This is a genomic window from Amycolatopsis sp. NPDC102389 (assembly GCF_044765885.1).
Lineage (GTDB): Bacteria > Actinomycetota > Actinomycetes > Mycobacteriales > Pseudonocardiaceae > Amycolatopsis.
Genome location: NZ_JBIWKX010000007.1, coordinates 1 through 17,348, shown reverse-complemented (window position 1 = coordinate 17,348; position 17,348 = coordinate 1). Strand labels below are relative to the sequence as shown.

The 17,348-nt window shown below is 69.2% G+C and carries 19 protein-coding genes; 8 read left to right on the top strand and 11 right to left on the bottom strand.

The genetic code is table 11. The features are described 5' to 3' along the window. Window positions 1-3: 3 nt before the first annotated feature. The 4 genes from ACIRGA_RS08745 to ACIRGA_RS08730 form a co-directional block, all read right to left on the bottom strand. Window positions 4-672: a papain-like cysteine protease family protein gene (locus ACIRGA_RS08745; protein WP_400938280.1), complete on the bottom strand. Its 669-nt coding sequence runs from the start codon at window positions 670-672 to the stop codon at window positions 4-6. Window positions 673-851: 179 nt separating this feature from the next. Beyond that, on the bottom strand, window positions 852-2,414 hold the full coding sequence (locus tag ACIRGA_RS08740; RefSeq protein ID WP_400938278.1) for an adenylate/guanylate cyclase domain-containing protein: 1,563 nt from the start codon (window positions 2,412-2,414) through the stop codon (window positions 852-854). 61 nt (window positions 2,415-2,475) lie between these two features. After that, complete coding sequence (locus ACIRGA_RS08735; protein WP_400938276.1) at window positions 2,476-4,455, bottom strand: amino acid transporter; 1,980 nt, start codon at window positions 4,453-4,455, stop codon at window positions 2,476-2,478. A 79-nt stretch (window positions 4,456-4,534) separates the two neighbouring features. Beyond that, window positions 4,535-5,338 carry a class I SAM-dependent methyltransferase gene (locus tag ACIRGA_RS08730; RefSeq protein ID WP_400938273.1) on the bottom strand — a complete coding sequence of 268 codons (804 nt, stop codon included), beginning with the start codon at window positions 5,336-5,338 and terminating at the stop codon, window positions 4,535-4,537. 114 nt (window positions 5,339-5,452) lie between these two features. Here ACIRGA_RS08730 and ACIRGA_RS08725 point away from each other — a divergent pair, with 114 nt between their 5' ends. After that, window positions 5,453-5,707 (top strand): hypothetical protein, encoded by a 255-nt coding sequence (locus ACIRGA_RS08725; protein ID WP_400938270.1) that lies wholly within the window; start codon window positions 5,453-5,455, stop codon window positions 5,705-5,707. On the opposite strand, the gene ACIRGA_RS08720 is transcribed toward ACIRGA_RS08725, so the two are convergent. After that, window positions 5,666-6,406, bottom strand: a complete 741-nt coding sequence (locus tag ACIRGA_RS08720; protein ID WP_400938267.1) for a MerR family transcriptional regulator — start codon at window positions 6,404-6,406, stop codon at window positions 5,666-5,668. The two genes, ACIRGA_RS08725 and ACIRGA_RS08720, sit on opposite strands and share 42 nt — an antisense overlap. A gap of 62 nt (window positions 6,407-6,468) precedes the next feature. Between ACIRGA_RS08720 and ACIRGA_RS08715 the strand changes: the two genes are divergently transcribed. The 3 genes from ACIRGA_RS08715 (at window position 6,469) to ACIRGA_RS08705 (ending at window position 9,020) form a co-directional block, all read left to right on the top strand. Next, the gene (locus ACIRGA_RS08715; protein WP_400938265.1) at window positions 6,469-6,927 is read left to right on the top strand and encodes a DUF6194 family protein; all 459 of its coding nucleotides are present in this window, start codon (window positions 6,469-6,471) and stop codon (window positions 6,925-6,927) included. Between the two features lie 18 nt (window positions 6,928-6,945). Next, window positions 6,946-7,638 carry a TioE family transcriptional regulator gene (locus ACIRGA_RS08710; RefSeq protein WP_400938262.1) on the top strand — a complete coding sequence of 231 codons (693 nt, stop codon included), beginning with the start codon at window positions 6,946-6,948 and terminating at the stop codon, window positions 7,636-7,638. A gap of 224 nt (window positions 7,639-7,862) precedes the next feature. Next, window positions 7,863-9,020, top strand: coding sequence for a S1 family peptidase (locus ACIRGA_RS08705; RefSeq protein WP_400938259.1), 1,158 nt, complete (start codon window positions 7,863-7,865; stop codon window positions 9,018-9,020). A gap of 50 nt (window positions 9,021-9,070) precedes the next feature. Here ACIRGA_RS08705 and ACIRGA_RS08700 read toward each other — a convergent pair whose 3' ends face one another. Genes ACIRGA_RS08700 through ACIRGA_RS08685 form a run of 4 tightly spaced genes read right to left on the bottom strand, consistent with a single transcriptional unit; the run spans window position 9,071 to window position 11,603 of the window. After that, on the bottom strand, window positions 9,071-9,550 hold the full coding sequence (locus ACIRGA_RS08700) for a DinB family protein (RefSeq protein ID WP_400938257.1): 480 nt from the start codon (window positions 9,548-9,550) through the stop codon (window positions 9,071-9,073). Between the two features lie 46 nt (window positions 9,551-9,596). Further along, entirely contained in the window at window positions 9,597-10,535 is a 939-nt protein-coding gene (locus ACIRGA_RS08695; protein WP_400938254.1) for an alpha/beta fold hydrolase, read from the bottom strand. 13 nt (window positions 10,536-10,548) lie between these two features. After that, entirely contained in the window at window positions 10,549-11,013 is a 465-nt protein-coding gene (locus ACIRGA_RS08690) for a DinB family protein (RefSeq protein WP_400938252.1), read from the bottom strand. After that, window positions 11,010-11,603: a class I SAM-dependent methyltransferase gene (locus ACIRGA_RS08685; protein ID WP_400938250.1), complete on the bottom strand. Its 594-nt coding sequence runs from the start codon at window positions 11,601-11,603 to the stop codon at window positions 11,010-11,012. Before ACIRGA_RS08685 ends, ACIRGA_RS08690 begins: the two co-directional genes overlap by 4 nt. A 67-nt stretch (window positions 11,604-11,670) precedes the next feature. Between ACIRGA_RS08685 and ACIRGA_RS08680 the strand changes: the two genes are divergently transcribed. Then, the gene (locus ACIRGA_RS08680) at window positions 11,671-12,240 is read left to right on the top strand and encodes a helix-turn-helix domain-containing protein (RefSeq protein WP_400938247.1); all 570 of its coding nucleotides are present in this window, start codon (window positions 11,671-11,673) and stop codon (window positions 12,238-12,240) included. Here ACIRGA_RS08680 and ACIRGA_RS08675 read toward each other — a convergent pair. Together ACIRGA_RS08675 and ACIRGA_RS08670 are read right to left on the bottom strand one after the other, a co-directional pair. Further along, a complete protein-coding gene (locus tag ACIRGA_RS08675; RefSeq protein WP_400938245.1) occupies window positions 12,237-12,839 on the bottom strand; it encodes a response regulator in 603 nt (200 codons plus the stop codon). The genes ACIRGA_RS08680 and ACIRGA_RS08675 overlap by 4 nt on opposite strands. After that, the gene (locus ACIRGA_RS08670; protein ID WP_400938686.1) at window positions 12,836-13,939 is read right to left on the bottom strand and encodes a sensor histidine kinase; all 1,104 of its coding nucleotides are present in this window, start codon (window positions 13,937-13,939) and stop codon (window positions 12,836-12,838) included. The genes ACIRGA_RS08675 and ACIRGA_RS08670 overlap by 4 nt, the downstream gene beginning before the upstream one ends. 119 nt (window positions 13,940-14,058) lie before the next feature. Between ACIRGA_RS08670 and ACIRGA_RS08665 the strand changes: the two genes are divergently transcribed. From ACIRGA_RS08665 to ACIRGA_RS08655, 3 genes are read left to right on the top strand one after another with little or no spacing between them, the layout of a single operon-like run. Continuing rightward, on the top strand, window positions 14,059-14,940 hold the full coding sequence (locus tag ACIRGA_RS08665) for an ABC transporter ATP-binding protein (protein ID WP_400938242.1): 882 nt from the start codon (window positions 14,059-14,061) through the stop codon (window positions 14,938-14,940). 13 nt (window positions 14,941-14,953) lie between these two features. Then, complete coding sequence (locus ACIRGA_RS08660; RefSeq protein WP_400938239.1) at window positions 14,954-15,673, top strand: ABC transporter permease; 720 nt, start codon at window positions 14,954-14,956, stop codon at window positions 15,671-15,673. Beyond that, entirely contained in the window at window positions 15,670-17,109 is a 1,440-nt protein-coding gene (locus ACIRGA_RS08655; protein WP_400938236.1) for an alpha/beta hydrolase, read from the top strand. Before ACIRGA_RS08660 ends, ACIRGA_RS08655 begins: the two co-directional genes overlap by 4 nt. The last annotated feature ends 239 nt before the right edge of the window (window positions 17,110-17,348 follow it).

The following is a 17,348-nucleotide window of genomic DNA, read 5'->3' as shown; positions in this document are numbered from 1 at the left end:
GTCTCAGCCCTTCCGGATGTTGACGATGGTGTCGTTCCAGCGGAACTGGCCGTTGCTGCGGTACTGGTTGTAGTTCCAGGTCTGGTAGCGCTGGTAGGTCGGCCACGGGTCGCCGACCATGATCGACTGGTTCGTCGAGTCGTAGCCGTAGATCACCTCGGCGTGGCCACCGCCGGAGGTCCAGTAGATCCCCGTCAGGTTCAGGATCCCGGCGTCGACCTGGCTGACGACCGAGTTGAAGCCGATGGGGCCGCCCGCGTCCTGCGCGGAGAAGCCGGTGCCGCGGAAACCGCGGACGATTTCGGAGATCTGGGCGGCCTGGTTCGGGCAGTACCCGGCCGAGGTTCCCTTGCCCGCGGCGCAGAACTGGGCCTGGGTGGCGGTGCCGCCCTGCGACCGCTCGATGCTCGAACCGTCCGCGGCCCAGCACCATTGGTTGTACTGCTGCACCTGCTGGGTGTAGTTCAGCTGCTTGGACGCGGACGTGGCGGCGACCGTCATCGCGGTCCCGGCCACCGGCGCGATCTCCCGCACTTGCGTGTGGGTCTGGGTCTTGACCAGGCCGCTGGGCCGGTCCCCGTCGCCGGACTGCGCCAGCGCGGTGGCGGGCAGCATGCTCAGCGCGAAGACGGCGGCTCCGGTCGCCAGCGCGGCCCTCGAAAGGCTCTTCACAGATGTCTCCTTTGACACGGGGATGGGGAGATCACCGTGCGCCGCACCGGCTTCGGGAACAACGCCCTCACCGGGCGCGAAGGAGCTTCTGTGATCGTTCACAGGGCCGGGACCGGCGGAGTACGAGCCGCTGCGCAAGATTCACGGCGCCTTCACAGAGCCTGTGAATCCGCCACGGGTCAGGACTTCGGTGTCGCGAGTGTGGTGGGCCTGGTCCGGCCCCGCAAGGTGACGTCCTCCGTCGCCTTCCACTGAGCGGCCTCGGCTTCGGCGGCCGACTCGATCGCCGTCCACGAAGCGAGCAGCCGGGCTTCGACGTTCTTCGCCAGTTCGGTGAGCCTGGCGGCTTCGTTGACCGGATCGCCGATCACCGTGTACTCGAACCGCCGCGGGTCGCCGACGTTCCCCGCGACCACCTCACCCGTCGCCACGCCGATCCCGGCCGGGCATTCCGGGACCTCTGCCGCCAGCCGTCGCGCGATCGCCCGGCCCGCGTCCAGCGCGAGGGTCGCGTGCTCCTCCAGCCGCACCGGCGCGCCGAAGATCGCGAGCGCGGCGTCGCCGACGAACTTGTTGACCAGCCCGTGGTTGCGGTCGACCTCGTCGACCACCACCGCGAAGAACCGGTTGAGCAGGCCGACGACCTCCTCGGGCGGGCGGCTCGCGGCCAGCGCGGTCGAGCCGATCAGATCGACGAACAACACCGACACCGTCCGCACCGTGCCACCGAGTTCGGCGGAGGTCCGCATCGCCTCGCTCGCGACGTCCTCGCCGACATGCCTGCCGAACAGGTCCCGCAAACGTTCGCGTTCGGCGAGACCGGCGGCCATCCCGTTGAACCCCGCCTGCAGCAGACCGAGTTCGGTGCCGTCGTAGACCGGGATCTCGACGGCGAAGTCACCGGCCCGGACGCGGCCCAGCGCGTGCTGCACCGACCGGATCGGGTTCACCACGGCGCGGGCGGTGAACACCGTCACCAGCAGGCCGAAGACCAGTACCACCAGCCCGAGGGCGATCACCGAGATGGCGAGCTTCGTCGCCGACACGTCGCCGCGCACCCACGCCAGCACCGCCGTGACCACCAGCCCGGCCACCGGCACGCCGGTGCCGAGGCACCAGAACAGCAGCATCCGCAGATTGACGCCGCCGCTGAGCGGCCGCGCCGGCAAGGTGCCGGACAACGCCAGCGCCGCGTACGGCCGCAGGATGAACTCGCCCGCCAGATAGGCGATCGCGCAGACGACCACCCCCGCGAACGCGACGACGAGCAGCTCGGTGAGCACGACCCTCGGCTGCACCAAGGCGGCCAGCACGCCGAACACCACGGTCGCGATACCCCACAACACCGCCTGCACCAGCGTCAGGCGCAACGGGACCCGGAGGCACGCCGCGCGCTCCTCGTCGGTCGGCGTCCGGCCCTCGGCCGCCCACCGCAAGGTCCGCAGCGCGCCGCGGGTGCCCCACAGCGCGCCCACCACCACGGCGGAGACCACGTAGACCGGCACCGCGATCGCGGTCACCCGGATGAGGTCACCGGACATCCCGGGAGCGGGCATCAGCAGCGCCGCCAGCCCGACCACGACCAGCGCGCCGATGACGTTGGTCGCGATCAGTGTCCCGGTGAGCAGCCCCTGGACGCGACGGCGCAGCACGGCCGAGTCCTGGTCGAGCGGGCCGAGCAGCCAGGAGCCGAACGGCCCTTGCCCGCGGCCCCGAACAGAGGAGTCGTTGTCTGATCGCACCCGTGTCCCACCGTTCACCCGGTTTGAGTGAACGAATGTACACCGAAACGCCGGCGGGCCGTCAGCCGACGTGGATTCCCGGCCGCAGCGCCGGATCACGTTCGCTCGTCCGGATGATCTCGCGGACCACCGGGGCGGTGTCGCCGCGGCCGAGGATCAGGTAGCGGAACAGATGCCCGAGCGGATTGCCCTCGCTCCATTCGAAATGGCACTGCGGCCGCACACCGGTGGCGTCGCGCAGCGCGAGCAGGACGGCCGCGATGGCGTTCGGCGCGGCGGGGCTTTCCACGCGCAGGACACGGAAACCCTCGACCTCGACGCCGCGGACCTTCAGCACGTCGCTGAACCCGGACGGGTCGATGACGTCGATTTCGAGGAACAGGACGTCGGCGGCGCCCGGCACCGGGTTCAGGCCGCGCTGTTCGGCTTCCTTCGCCTGGTATTCCTCGGCGTCCCCGGCCTGACGGCGGTTCGCGATGATGGTCAGCGCGCCGTCGTGGGCGATCGAATCGGTGACGAACCGGCGGGCGGGCTCGTCGAATTCGATGTGCTCGACCCGCAGTTCCGTGGTGCGGGTGACTCGCGAGATCAGGGATACGACGATGATCCCGAGGATGAAGAACGCGGAGATCGTGAGCCCGTCGGGCTTCTCGATGACGTTCTCCACCAACGCGTAGATCAGGATCAGCGTCAGCACGGCGAACGCGATCGCGGCCTTGCGCTGACGCTTCTTCGCCGCCGAGATGGCCACGGCGACCGACGCGGACACCATCATCGCGAGGATCCCGGTGGCGTACGCCCCGGCCTGCGCGTTGACGTCGGCGTTGAAGATGATCGTGACCAGGACACAGATCGCGGTGTAGACCAGCACCACCGGACGGACCGCGCGGGCCCAGTCCGGCGCCATCCCGTAGGCGGGCAGGTAGCGCGGCACGATGTTGATCAGCCCGGCCATCGCCGACGCCCCGGCGAACCACAGGATCAGGATGCTGCTGATGTCGTACGCGGTGCCGACCCATTCGCCGAGCAATTCATGCGCGAGGTACGCCAGCGCCCGGCCGTTCGCCTCGCCACCCGGTTTGAACGCGTCGGCCGGGATCAGGACCGTGGTGACGAAACTGGTCGCGATCAGGTACACCGACATGATCAGCGCGGCGGCGGTGAGCAGCTTGCGGGTGTTGCGGATCCGGCTCGCCAGTTTCTGTTCGGCGTTCTCGCCCTTGGCCGCGACGAGCGGCATCATGCTCACGCCGGTCTCGAAACCCGACAAACCGAGCACCAGCAAGGGAAACGCCAGGATCGCCGGGCCGATGACACCGCCGAATCCGCCTCCCCCGGAGGTGAGCGCGTCCAGCCAGCGGTCGAACGCGCCGGGCTCGGTGACCACCTCGCCGATCCCGGCGACCACGACCACCGCGTTGAGCACCAGGAAGATCGCGACCAGCGGGATCGCGACCCCGACCGCCTCACTGAACCCGAGCAGGAACACCCCGCCGAGGATCAGCAGCAGGATCACCGTGATCAGCACCTCGTGCCCGTGCAGGAACGACGGGGCGATCGGGTTCTCCAGCGCGTGCACCGTGGCGTCGGCCGAGGAAAGCGTGATCGTGATGATCCACGACGTCGCGACGAAACCCAGCAATACCAAGACGAAGAGCTTCCCGCGCCAGAACGGCAGCAGGTTCTCCAGCATCGCGACCGAACCCTGGCCGTGCGGGCTCTCCTTCGCCACCCGCCGGTACATCGGCAGCATGCCGAGCAGGGTGAGCGCGACGATCAGCAACGTCGCCAGCGGTGACAGCGCACCCGCCGCCAGCGCGGCGATACCGGGCAAATACGACAGCGTGGAGAAATAGTCGACGCCGGTGAGACACATGACCTTCCACCACGACTGCGGTGTCGTGTGCTCCTCATGGCTTTCCGGACCCACCGGCTGGACCCGGTGCTCCATCAGCCACCGGCCGGCCTTGCCGGTCGGAGCCGCCTGCCGGACCGGGCTGTCCACCCGATCCGGAACGGCGAATTCCGGTACCTCGGTCATTCCGTGCCTCCCCGACGTTTCGTGTGCGCGCACAGCATGCCCGACCCGTTCGGTGGAGCCGATCCGGCACGCCGGGCCGTCAGCGGACGGTGCCGGAGCCGATCAGCGTGGTGGCGTCCAGTTCGGTCACACCCTCGGCACGCAAGGAATCGAGATAGCGCTCGCGCACCTGCTCGACGACGCCGGGCTCGAGGTCGGCGAGCAGTCCCCGGAAACCGGAGCCGATGACGACCAGCCAGGCGATCTCCGGCGTCATGGCCAGCCGCAGCTCGTCGACCACGACGTCCACATCGGACAGATTCCGCTCGGAAAGCCAAGCGGCGTAAGCGTCCGCCTGGTCGATGCGATCGAGCAGCCCGGGTTCACGCCCCGGCGGCGGCGCGGAATCGGTCACCGCGGCCACCGCGCCGCCGAGATGGCGGCCCGCGGCCACCATGGCCCCGCCTCGCCAGATCGTGAACACGGCCCGGCCACCGGACCGCGCCCTGGCGATCAGCCGGTCGGTGCCGTCCGTCATGTCGGGAAAGAAGAAGATGCCGAGCGCGGACAGCACGACGTCGTAGCCGCCGGTGTCCCACGCCGTCGCGTCGGCCTCGTGCGCGCGCAACTGCGGCAGATCGGCCGAAAGCCGCCGCAACTCGCCGATCATCGGACCCGAGAGGTCGATCGCGTCCACCACACCCCCGGGACCCACCGCGCGCGCCGCCGGAATCGCCGAAGCCCCGGTGCCGCAGCAGGCGTCGAGCACACGGTCACCTTCGCGGAGTCCGGCGGCCGCCACCGTGGCCGCGCCGATCGGCTCCCACAGATGCCGCCCGAGCGCGGCGAAATCGGCGGCGGCCGCGTCGAAGGCGCGCTGGGTTCCCACTTTGCGAGAAGACATGCCGCGACGATATCCGTTTCGCACCCCGCGCGAACCCGCTTGCGACGGACGGAGGCCGCGGGAACGCCCATCCAGCGGGCGAATCGCGGCGGTTCCGGCCCTAGCGTGGTCGGTATGCGGAAAACTCTGCTCGCACTGCTCGGCGCGGCCGCCGTCCTGGGCTCGATCGCCACTCCGGCTTCCGCGACCACGCTGGAGACCAGGGAGTTCGTCGGCCACGGATCGAGCGACTTCGGCCTCGCCCTCTTCTACGCCCGCCAAGACGCCAAGAGTCAGGCCGAACGGGCCGGGTTCACCGACTGCGAGGAATACTTCAAGCTCGTCATTTCACCCTACGACGCTACGGTCTTCTGGCGCTGCAAACGCTGAGAGACTCACGAGGCGGGAAAGCGCGGCGGTGCCGTCGAAAAGCGCCCGCGAACGGGCCGTGATCCCCGCGTCCCTGGCGGAAAGCGCGGAAGCGACGTCCTCCAGCCGCCGGGATCGCCGCAGTTCCGGCATCAGCGCGCGCAAGGGCTCGACGCGGTAGCCCGCCAGCCGCAGCTGATGCACGATCCGCGCGTCCCGCACCTGCGACGGCGTGTACCGCCGCGATCCCCGCTGATCGCGGCCGGGGACGACGAGCCGTTCCGTGTCCCAGTGCCGCAGCGTCGACGGGCGCACGCCGAGCGCCGAAGCGAGTTCGGAGACGCTCATCGAGTCCGAGCCACGCACGTCTTCCATCGGTTCCCGGGAGATCACCCGGACGGCTTCCCTGGCGTCCCGGAGATCCGCGCGTTCGGCGTCGAGCCCGGCGTGGGCCGCGTCGAGGAGCGCGAGGACCTCGGGGAGCGGATCCCGATGCAGGGCACGGACGATCTTCTTGGCCTCGACCGGTCCCACCGCGGCGGCGAGCGCGCGGTACGCCAGCGCGGACCGGAGGTGGATCTCGTCGTAGCTCCGGTAGCCCGAAGCCGTCCGTGACGCCGTCGGGAGCACGCCGTCGCGTTCGAGGTTGCGCACCTGCTGGACGGAGCATCCCGCCCGGCGCGCGACCTCCGCCGTGCGCATCGATTTGAGACTTGACACCTTCACTCCGTCGAAAACGTGCCTGAACCCTCCATAAGCACTTTAATGCCACGCTTGAGCACATGACCATCGAAGAGATCATCGGCCTCGTCTCGGGCCTCGACGGCGTCCTGACCCTCACCCCCGGGCCGGGCGACGAATGGCCGGAACTCAGCTGGGGCGACGCGTTCTTCTACTACTCCCCCGACGGCGTCGTCCCCACGAACGTCCAGCCCTTCGCGACGATCGTGACCAAGAACTACCCCGGCGACGAGACCTCACGGCTGGACCGACCGGACACGTTCCGCGTGAACATCCACGCCGGCAAGAAGGAGCTCGCCCGCCGTCTCGGCCAGACCCCCGATGACCCCGCCGCCACCGACACCCTGATCGCCCATCCCGTCTACGGGACCGCGGGCTGGCTGGCGGTGGTGAACCCGGCGGCGAACACCGGAACGGCGACACGCGAGCTGCTCGAAACGGCCTATCGCCTGGCTCGCGCCCGTTACGAACGGCGGGCGGATTCCTCGCGCGATCGGTAGACCGAATATCGTGGACCGGTGGCAACCCGTGAGCGACTCAGGCCGGTCGACCTCGCGCGCGAGCACGGCCTGTCCGCACAGGCGGTCCGCAATTACGAGGCGGACGGCATCCTCCCCGCCGCCGAACGCGGCCCGCAGGGCTATCGCACCTATACGCCACTGCACGCGCGAGCCCTGCGCGCCTTTCTGGCCCTCGTGCCCGGGCACGGCCACGCGACGGCGGCGTCCATCATGCGGGCGGTCAATCAGGGCGCGCTCGAGGACGCTCTCCGGCTCATCGACGAAAGCCACGCGCAACTGCTCGACGACCGCCGCACCCTCCAGGCCGTCACGGCCGCGCTCCGCGATCTCGAACCCGTGCCGCAGGAGCGCGGTGAGATGTTCGTCGGCCCGCTGTCCCGGAAACTCGGCGTCCGGCCCGCCACCCTGCGCGAATGGGAACGGGCGGGCCTGCTCCGCCCCGGACGCGACCCGAGGACGGGCTACCGCGTCTACAACGCGGCCGACGTGCGCGACGCGAAACTGACCCATCAGCTCAGGCGGGGCGGCTACCTCCTGGAGCGGATCGCGCCGCTGCTCGAACAGGTCCGCGAGGCCGGGGGTGTCGTGCCGCTCGAGTCGACACTGAGCGACTGGCACTCGCGGCTCTCGGCGAGGGGCCGCGCCCTGCTCTCCGGCGCCGCCGCGTTGAACAGCTACCTCGACCGCTGACACTTTCGGGACAATGACACTTCCGCGCAATTGATTGGGCAGGCAATTCGCGTTTTCCGCATACGAAAGTAGGTCCGGGATCACGGATCCTACTTTCGGCGCTATGGCATGCCGTACGGGCGCTCGTACTGTCCGTGACGTCGAGATGAACCGCCCGGTCCCCCCTGCGCTTTCCGAACATATTCCGGCGGTTCGTCGTTCCCTCCTTATCGAAGGAAATTCGCATGCGAATTCGCGGACCCGTCATGCTCACCCTGTTCAGCGTCTGTGCCGGAATAGGCGCGCTCGCCGTCCCGGCGACCGCCGCGCCGGTCACCGCCTACGACCAGACGATGCTCGAGACGCTCGCCGCCCAGCTCAAGGTCAGCCCGCTTCAGGCCGCCCAGAAGCTGGACCATGAGAAGAACCTGATCGCATCGCTGGAGAGCGTCAGAACACGCGGTCTCCACACCGACGGCGCGTACTTCGACAACGCCGGAGCCCTCGTCGTGAACGCCGATTCCGGCTCCGCCAAGGAACTCCGCTCCGCCGGGCTGACCCCGCGCACCGGCGCCCGCGGCGAGAACGCGCTGAACGCCCTGTCCGCCAAGGTCGGCACGGTGATCGGCAAGGACGTCGCCCAGGTGCAGTCCTGGGGTCCGGAACTCGCGGCCGACCAGGTCGTCGTCACCGTGCAGCCGGGTGCCGACAGCGCCCTCGTGCGCCGGCTCACCGCGCTGCCGGGCGTCGCGGTCCAGACCGGTGTCGCCAACGGGAACACCACGCAGGCCGACGTCATCCCCGGCCAGATCATGGACCTCGACCCCGGCACCAACTGCTCGCTGGGCTTCCCCGGCACCACCAGCAGCGGCAACAACGTGCTGCTCACCGCCGGGCACTGCGTCGAAGGCAACCCGGACATCCTCAACCGCAACGGCGTCCACATCGGCCGCGGCGTCGCCACCCAGTTCCCCTCGGTCGACATGGGCCTGATGGACATCGACGCCGAGGACACCGGCCGCGGCTACGTGGACACCCGCAAGGGCACCACGGTCCGGATCACCGGCAGCTCGAAGGCGCCGGTCGGCACCACGCTGTGCAAGGCGGGCAACACCACCGGCTGGACCTGCGGCAAGATCACCGCGTACAACCAGACCGTCCGCTACAGCGGCGAAAGCGTCGCCACCACCGGGCTGGCGAAGTCGACCGTCTGCACCGAGGGCGGCGACAGCGGCGGCGCCTACATCGCGGGCAACACCGCGCAGGGCATGACCTCCGGCGGCCCCTCCGACGGCCACGACTGCGGCTGGAACCAGGGCTCCAACGCCACCGGCTCGTACTCCTACTACCAGCCCGTCGTGGACGCGGCGAACAAGTACGGGGTCACGCTGACCCGTTCCTGACCGGAGAACGACGATGACGGGGAGCCGCCGCTCCCCGTCATCGCGCGTTGCTAGGAACTCAGGATCTGCTCGCGCAGGATGTCCGCGTGGCCGCCGTGCTGGGCGAGCTCCCGCAGCAGGTGCAGGTACACCCAGCGCAGCGGGAGCGGGCCGCGCCGGTTCCCGTGGAGCAGGTCGTCCAGATCGAGGGCGGCCGCCGCCTTGCGTGACGCCTCGCAGGCTTCGCGATACCCCTGCCGCACGGAGGCGATCGTGTCCTCTTCCGTGAGGACGAACGATTCGTCGGGCGTCTCGGGGAGACCGATCTCGGTCCGCGGGCGGCAGGTGACGGCTTCGACGAACCACACCTTTTCCACGAAGGTCGCGTGCTTCACCAGGCCGAGCAGGGTCGTCCGGGAGGGGACGAGCGACCGGCGGGCCTGTTCCTCGGTCAGCCCTTCCAAGGACTCGTCGAGAACACGACGGTGCTCGTCGAGGAAGACCTCGAACTGCTCACGGAACGGGTGATTGAGGACTTCCATCGTGGACATGGGCGAAGCATCGCAAAGATCGCCGATCCCGGGCAACCACGTTGTTCTACTTCAGGAAGCCGACCAGTTCGGCGCTCACGAACTCCGGATTCTCCTCGGCGAGCCAATGTCCCGCCCTCGGCACCTCGACGGCACGGGCCAGGTTGGCGACGCGAGGCGCCAGCGTCGCCTTCTGAGGTTCCAGCAGTCCTTGGGCGGTCATCAGCAGGGTCGGGGTGGTGATCGGCTTCGCGCCGGCGTTCGCGGTCACGTCCTGCCCGAGCGTCCGGTAGAGCTCGAAGCCTCCGTGCAGGACCTCGGGCCTGGTGTAGGTGCGGGCGTACTCGTCGATCTCCGCGTCGTCGAAGGGCGACGGCGCGCCAGGACCGCCGAAAGCCGTTCCCGAGTAGGCGACCTGGGGATAGAACAGGGACAGGTACTCGCGGACGTCGTCGCCGACGACGGCTTCGGGGACCGTCTTCTGCGAGTGGAACGCGATATGCCAGCTCAGGTTCCGGTAGGCGGTCGCGTCGAGCGCCGGGCCCGGCAGCGGCAGATCGAGGTACGCGAGTTTGGTGAGGTCGCCGGGGAATTGCGCGGCGTACTGGAAGGCGACGGCGGCGCCGAGGTCATGGCCGGCGATCCGGGCGTCACGCAGGCCGAGCCGCCCGGCGACGAGGCCGTGCACGTAGCGGGCGAGGGTCGCCTTGTCGTAGCTGGGCGGCGAGCCGGCGCTGTCGCCGAGACCGGGCAGATCGAGGGCGTACACCGTGAAGTGTTCGGCCAGCGCGGGCATGACCCGGTGCCAGCCGTACCAGGTCTGCGGCCAGCCGTGCAGCAGGACGAGCGGCGCTCCCTTGCCACCGGTGACGTAATGCATCTTCACCCCGTCGACGTCGGCGAACTCGTGCCGGAACCCGTCGGGCGGCGGGGCGGCGGCCGGGGGTGAACCGCAGGCCGTCAGCAGGACGAGGGCCGCGACGAACGCGGCGGCTCGGTGGAACATGGAGATCTCCGTTTCAGCGCCCGGTGGCGCCATCGATCAGTTCGCGCAGGATGTCGGCGTGTCCCGCGTGTCGCGCGGTCTCTTCGATCAGGTGGGTCAGCGTCCAGCGCCGCGATCCCCGGCGAGGCCCCGTCGCGGCGAGGTCGTCCCAGGAGGCGATCTCATCGTTCGCCTCGGCGATGGTTTCCCGGTAGGCGGCCAGAATCGACGCCGTCGTGTCGTCAGGGCCCGGATGGAACGTCGCTTTCCAGTCGGTGACGCGGTGGCCGAGCAGCCAATGACGCTCGACGTGGGTCAGGTGTTTGACCAGGCCCAGCAGATTCGTGCCGGACGAAACGCCGGGAGCACGGGCCAGGTCCTCCGGCACGCCTTCGGCCTTGGCCAGCACGGCGGTGCGGAGATAGTCGAGGAACCCGAGGAGCACGTCCTTTTCCCCGGCCCCGGTCGACGGCGGTCCGGCGTCGCGTTTCCGGCTCATCGCCCGGCCCGCCGGAGAATCAGGATGTGGTCGACGACCGTCGCCGTCCGGCCGCCCGGGCCGGTGGCCAGGCGTTCGGCCGCCTCCGCGCGGTCGATCGACCAGTCCGCCGGGTCGAGGTCCAGTTCGGCCGCCACCTCTCCGGGAGTGGCGAACTCGGCGTCCTGATCCCACGACCACGGCGCGGCGGAACCGTGGTCGACGACGACCAGCCGTCCGCCGGGATTCACCGAGCCCGCGGCGGTCCGCAGCACCCGGGCCCGGTCCAGTGCGAACGGCGTGTGGAAGTACTGCGCGGACACCAGGTCGAAGGTGCCCTCGGGGAAGTCTTCGGCGAGGTCGACGCGGAGTGCCGTGACCGGGTCGCCGCGCCGCTGGAGCGAGCGCACGGCCGCTCCGGAGAGGTCGACAGCGGTCACCCGCCAGCCTCGTGCGGCCAGCCAGAGCGCGTCTCCACCGCCTCCGCAGCCGAGGTCGAGCGCGGTGCCCGGGGTCAGCGGGCCCGCGATCTCGGCCAGTCTCGCGTTCACCTTCGGCGTTCCGGCCGGCCGGCGTTCGTAGAGGTCATCCCAGAATTTCGTGGCGCTCATGGTCACCACCTTCGCCTCGGCCCGCCGGATTGGCACGAAAACTTGCCGACCTGGCAAGATCGAGGGCATGGACGAGACGGACGGGGTGCTCGACGCGGTCGGCCCCCGCTTGCGCGCGCTGCGCAAACACCGCGGCCTGACCCTGGCGGAGCTGTCGGCGGCGACCGGGATCTCGGAAAGCACGTTGTCGCGACTGGAAAGCGGCGGGCGGCGCCCGACGCTCGAACTGCTGCTCCCCCTGGCCCGCGTGCACGGCGTGCCGCTCGACGATCTCGTCGGCGCACCCCGGACCGGCGATCCGCGGATCCACCTCCAGCCGATCCACCGCCACGGCATGACGTTCCTGCCGCTCACCAAGCGAGCAGGCGGGGTGCAGGCGTTCAAGATGCTGATCCCCAGCCGGGACGCACCGGCCGAGCCCACGCCGCAGACCCATGGCGGCTACGAATGGGTGTATGTCCTTAATGGACGGTTGCGGCTGGTGGTCGGCGACCGTGACCTGGTCCTGCCGCCGGGCGAGGCGGCCGAATTCGACACCGCGCTACCGCATTGGCTCGGCTCGGCCGACGGGCACGCCGTCGAAACCCTTGTCCTGTTCGGACCGCAGGGTGAGCGCGCCCATATCCGGGCGCGTTAAAGCCAATCGTGTTCGCGCGCGTACCTGGCGGCCTGGTGCCGGGTCTGCGTCTGGGTCTTCTGCATGGCGTTCGAGAGATAGTTGCGCACGGTGCCCTGCGCGAGGTGGAGCCGGCCGGCGATCTCGGCGACGGAATAGCCCTCGCCGGTCACCCGCAGCACCTCCAGCTCCCGCTCGGTGAGGGGACAGTCGTCGACGACGGCGAGCGCGGAGACGTCCGGGTCGATCCAGCGTTTGCCCTCGTGCAGGGCGGCGATGACGAACGTGATGTGCGACGGTTCGGCGGACTTGCTCACGAAGCCCTGGACACCGAGTTTCAGGGCCTTGCGGAGCACGCCGGGTTTCGCGTGCCGGGTCAGCATGAGGACGATCTGGTCCGGCCTGGTGCGCCGGATCTCCGCGACCGCGCCGAGCCCGTCCACGCCGGGCATCTCGAGGTCGATGACGAGCACGTCGGGCTCGTGCCGCAAGGTGGCCTCGACGGCTTCCTCACCGTTCTCCGCCTCGGCCAGCACGGTGATCTCGCCTTCGAGCGGGAGCAACGCGGCCATCGCCTTGCGCAGCAGGGCTTCGTCGTCGGCGAGCACCACCGTGGTCATCGTTCCTCCTGGGCCGGGAAGGAAGCGGCCGTCACGAACTGCCCGTCTTCCTGCTCCACCGTCAGTTCACCGCCGTCCGCGGCGACACGTTGTCCGAGCGCGGCCAGCCCGCGGAGTTCGGGCAGCGGCGTTCGCTGGGCGCCGTCGTTGACGATACTGATGCTCCATTCCGACAAGGTGATCCGCACGCGGGTCGCCTGCGCGTGGCGCAGGATGTTGGTCGTGGTCTCGCGCAGGACCTGGCCGAGCAGCCTGCCCGCCGCCGGATCGACGTCCGCCTCCCGGTCGACGCGCACGCGGATCCCCGCGGCCTCGAAAAGGTTCCTCGCGTTCTCCAGCTCGGCGGAAAGATTGAGCCGGCGCTGGGCGTAGGCGAGTTCCTTCGTCTGGGTGATCGTGTCGGCCACGAGCGCGTGGATCTCCCCCAGCTCCTGTTTGGCCCGATCGGCGTCGAGGTCCACCAGCTTCCTGGCGAGCGCGGTCTTGAGCTTCACCACGTGCAGCGTATGGCCCTGGATGTCGTGCAGATCGCTCGCGAACCGGACGCGTTCCCTGATCACGGCCAGTTCCGCTTCCCGCTCGCGCGACTCCTCGAGTTCCTTGACGACGTCGTAGAACCGCTTGTTGGGGAACATCAGGCCGAGCACGACGGCGGTGATCGCGGCGGGAACGAACACGAAGCTCACCAGATCACCGGAGACGTCCTCCTGGGAGACCAGGAGTCTCAACGCGCCCACCCCCGCGATGTACCCGGTGAGCGCGACGGCCGCCGCGACCCGGTGGCGCGGCAAGTGCGGCACGACCAGCGATCCCACGAGGAAAACGCCGAAGAACGCCGAGCTCCCGCCGACCACCAGCACCGAGAACGGCCACACGGCCGCCGTGACGACCAGGCACGGGACCGCGACCCGCAGGACCTCACCCGCCGCCCACCGTACGAAGGCGACCATGGCCGCCACCACGCCTACGCCCAGGACGACCGCGTGCCACCAGGTCCGCGCGTCGGAGACCACCACGACGATTCCGCCGACCACCAGCAGCGGAAAGAACATCGTGAGGTTGAGCCGGCGCAGTTTTCCCTTCGCCGGCTCGGTGTCCACATCAGACATGAGTCCAGTATCGGCCCTCCGCCGCCGTGGACAACAGTGACACCACGTCATGGTTTGCTCGTGACGTGGCCACACTGCCCGGACCGGGTCCGAGCGGTTGAAATCGAGGTATGACTTCGACAGCGATCGACGTGGACCGGCTGAATCTGAAATACGGCGACTTCCACGCCGTGAAGGATCTGTCCTTTCAGGTCCGGCGCGGCGAGTTCTACGCCCTGCTGGGCACGAACGGGGCCGGGAAGACCTCGACCTTGGAAACCCTGGAAGGGCACCGCGATCCGACGTCGGGCACCGTCCGGGTGCTCGGCAAGAGCCCGCGGGACCGCGCCGCCATCCGCCCCGAGATGGGCATCATGTTGCAGGAGAGCGGTTTCTCACCGGATCTGACGGTGAAGGAATCGATCCGCCTGATCGGGGCCCTGACCCGGCGCACGGACCGGCTCGAACGAGTGCTCGGCATCGTGGACCTGACCCGCAAAGCGAACACGAAGGTGTCCCAGCTTTCCGGCGGCGAGAAGCGGCGGCTCGATTTCGCGACCGCGGTGTACGGCTCGCCACGGCTGGTGTTCCTGGACGAGCCGACCACCGGTCTGGACATCCAGTCGCGCGACGCGCTGTGGGACGCGGTCGACAACCTGCGCGAGGACGGCTCGACCATCGTGCTCACCACGCATTACCTGGAAGAGGCGCAGCAGCGCGCCGACCGCATCGGGCTGATGCACCGGGGGACGTTCCACCGGGAGGGCACGGTCGCCGAACTGACGCGGACGCTGCCGTCGGTGATCCGGTTCTCCCTGCCGCCCTCGGCTCCGGCGCTGCCCGTGCAGGGCAAGCGCGAACACGACGGGAAGTTCGTCATCGAGACCTTCGGGCTGCAGAAGGACCTGCACATCCTGCTCCGGTGGGCACAGGACCACGCCATCGAGCTACCGGATCTCGAAGCCGGACCGACCCGGCTCGACGACGTCTTCCGTGCCATCGAAAACGACTGAAGGACTCAGTGCCATGCTCTCGATAGCCCAAAGCGAACTGATCCAGATCTTCCGCAACCGGTCGGTCCTGATCACCAGCTTCGTGATGCCCCTCGCCATCTCCGCGTTCTTCGTCTACCAGCACGAGGTCTTCACCAAGATCGGCAGCCTCGGTTACATCGCGGCCATCGTGATGTTCACCGTGTGCGCGTTCGGTCTCTACACCAGCTCGGTGACCACGCTGGCTTCGCGGCGGCAGAACCTGTTCCTCAAACGGCTGCGCTCCACAGCGGCCGGTGACGCGTCCATCCTGACCGGGCTGGTGCTGCCGGTCACCGTCATCTCGCTCGTCCAGGTGGCCGTGATCATGACCGTGCTGGGCGTGGTCGCCGGCTCGCCCGCCGACGTCGGCCTGCTGGTGGTGGCGGTGCTCGCCAGCGTCGCCATGATGATCGGCCTCGGCCTGGCCACCGCGGGCCTGACCAACTCCCCGGAACACGCCCAGGTCACCACCCTGCCGGTCAGTCTCGGGGTGATCGCCGTGGCCAGCTGGGTCGGGATCTCCGGTACCGACGAGCTGCCCCTGCTCAAGCGGCTGCTGCCGGGAGGCTCGGCGACCGAACTCGCCGTCAACGCCTGGAACGGCGGCGTGGCCATCACCGATTCGCTGCTCCTGCTCGCGCCGACCCTGGCGTGGGTCGTCGTCGCCGTCGTCCTGGCTTCCCGGCTCTTCCGTTGGGAGCCGCGCCGATGACCGTCCCAAGTGGAGGGAAGTTTATTCCGGTTCTCGTCGCCGTCCTGGTGACCGCGGCGACCCCGGCGGTCGCCTCGGCGGCACCTTCGCCGGAATGGGGGCCGTGTCCCGAAGAGGCGGCGGGCCTCGGCCTGGAATGCGGCACCGTCAAGGTCCCGCTGGACTACCGGAACCCCGGCGGGAAGACCATCGAGATCGCGATCTCCCGTCTGGCGAGTACCAAACCGGAGAAGCGCCGCGGCGTGCTGCTGACCAATACCGGCGGCCCCGGCGGCGAAGGGCTGGCCTACCCGGCCACGCTCAAGAAGCTGAACATCCCGCAGGAGGTGCTGGACGCCTACGACGTGATCGGCATGGACCCGCGCGGGGTCCACAACAGCACCCCGGTGACCTGCGGACTGTCCCTCGAGGACCAGCCGACCAACATCCCGAGGTACGCCCGGGACTCGGCCGACGTCACGACCGAGGCCCAGCGAGTGGCTGGTGTCGCCGCGAAATGCGGTTCCTCGGCCACCGCGCCGCTCCTGCCGTACATGACCACCGCCAACACCGCCCGCGACCTGGACCGGGTGCGCGAGGCGCTCGGCGAACGGAAGGTGAACTACTTCGGCATCTCGTACGGCACCTACCTCGGCTCGGTGTACACCTCGCTGTTCCCCGAGCGCAGCGACCGGTTCCTGATCGACAGCGCGACCGGCCCCGGCGGCTGGGACGCCTCCTTCGCGCGACTGTTCGGCCAAGGCGTCGAAGACCGCTTCCCGGACTTCACGAAATTCGCCGCTTCGAAGCCTGAGTACGGCCTGGGCCGGACGCCGGCGCAGGTGACCGCGAAGTACTTCGAACTGGCCGCGCGGCTGGACAAGACACCGAGCCCGGACGGCTACAACGGCCAGGTGTTCCGTCACGTCACGTTCGCCGATCTCTACTACGACAAGAGCCTGCCGCATCTGGCCGAGACTTGGCACGCGCTGGACACCGGGAAACCCGTGCCGACGCTGTTCGGCGCCGGGTATCCGTCGGACAACTACATCGCGAGCCAGCTGCACGTGATCTGCAACGACTCCGACTGGCCGGAGGACGTCGGCACGTACCGGCGCAACGTCGCGATCGACCGGTTCCGGCACCCGCTGTTCGGCGCGGCGGCCGCGAACATCACGCCGTGCGCGTTCTGGCCGTCCGAGCCGATCGAGCCGCCGGTGAAGATCACCGATCGTGGCCCGTCGAACGTGCTGATCGTGCAGAACCTCCGCGACCCGGCGACGCCGCTGGCGGGGGCGCGGAAGCTGCGGGAGGCCTTCGGCGACCGCGCCAGGATGGTCACCGTCGACCAAGGCGGTCATCTGGCGTACCTGTTCAAGGACAACAAATGCGCGAACGACCTCGCGACGGACTTCCTGGTCGGCGGGACGCGACCGCGGCACGATTTCGCCTGCTGATCCGGAGTGACGAGCGGCGATGTCAGGGCACCGTGCCAGGAGATCGGCGAGACCGCGGCTGCGGGACTGGCCGGCATCAACGCACCGGCGACGAGCAATGCCACCACGACGGCTGCTTTTCTTGGCAACGCGAACTCCCTGGTATGAGGTTGCCCCTGTGGACCGGACACCCTGATCCCAGACAGTGGTCTGGGGAAGGATGTCCCCGTGTCACGTTCGTCGAAGTATCCGGAGCAGTT

Bases quoted from the DNA above. Each gene is read 5' to 3' on its own strand.
- ACIRGA_RS08735 (WP_400938276.1), bottom strand. From the start codon at position 4,455: ATGACCGAGGTACCGGAATTCGCCGTTCCGGATCGGGTGGACAGCCCG.
- ACIRGA_RS08730 (WP_400938273.1), bottom strand. From the start codon at position 5,338: ATGTCTTCTCGCAAAGTGGGAACCCAGCGCGCCTTCGACGCGGCCGCC.
- ACIRGA_RS08725 (WP_400938270.1), top strand. From the start codon at position 5,453: ATGCGGAAAACTCTGCTCGCACTGCTCGGCGCGGCCGCCGTCCTGGGC.
- ACIRGA_RS08715 (WP_400938265.1), top strand. From the start codon at position 6,469: ATGACCATCGAAGAGATCATCGGCCTCGTCTCGGGCCTCGACGGCGTC.
- ACIRGA_RS08705 (WP_400938259.1), top strand. From the start codon at position 7,863: ATGCGAATTCGCGGACCCGTCATGCTCACCCTGTTCAGCGTCTGTGCC.
- ACIRGA_RS08700 (WP_400938257.1), bottom strand. From the start codon at position 9,550: ATGTCCACGATGGAAGTCCTCAATCACCCGTTCCGTGAGCAGTTCGAG.
- ACIRGA_RS08695 (WP_400938254.1), bottom strand. From the start codon at position 10,535: ATGTTCCACCGAGCCGCCGCGTTCGTCGCGGCCCTCGTCCTGCTGACG.
- ACIRGA_RS08690 (WP_400938252.1), bottom strand. From the start codon at position 11,013: ATGAGCCGGAAACGCGACGCCGGACCGCCGTCGACCGGGGCCGGGGAA.
- ACIRGA_RS08685 (WP_400938250.1), bottom strand. From the start codon at position 11,603: ATGAGCGCCACGAAATTCTGGGATGACCTCTACGAACGCCGGCCGGCC.
- ACIRGA_RS08680 (WP_400938247.1), top strand. From the start codon at position 11,671: ATGGACGAGACGGACGGGGTGCTCGACGCGGTCGGCCCCCGCTTGCGC.
- ACIRGA_RS08675 (WP_400938245.1), bottom strand. From the start codon at position 12,839: ATGACCACGGTGGTGCTCGCCGACGACGAAGCCCTGCTGCGCAAGGCG.
- ACIRGA_RS08665 (WP_400938242.1), top strand. From the start codon at position 14,059: ATGACTTCGACAGCGATCGACGTGGACCGGCTGAATCTGAAATACGGC.
- ACIRGA_RS08660 (WP_400938239.1), top strand. From the start codon at position 14,954: ATGCTCTCGATAGCCCAAAGCGAACTGATCCAGATCTTCCGCAACCGG.
- ACIRGA_RS08655 (WP_400938236.1), top strand. From the start codon at position 15,670: ATGACCGTCCCAAGTGGAGGGAAGTTTATTCCGGTTCTCGTCGCCGTC.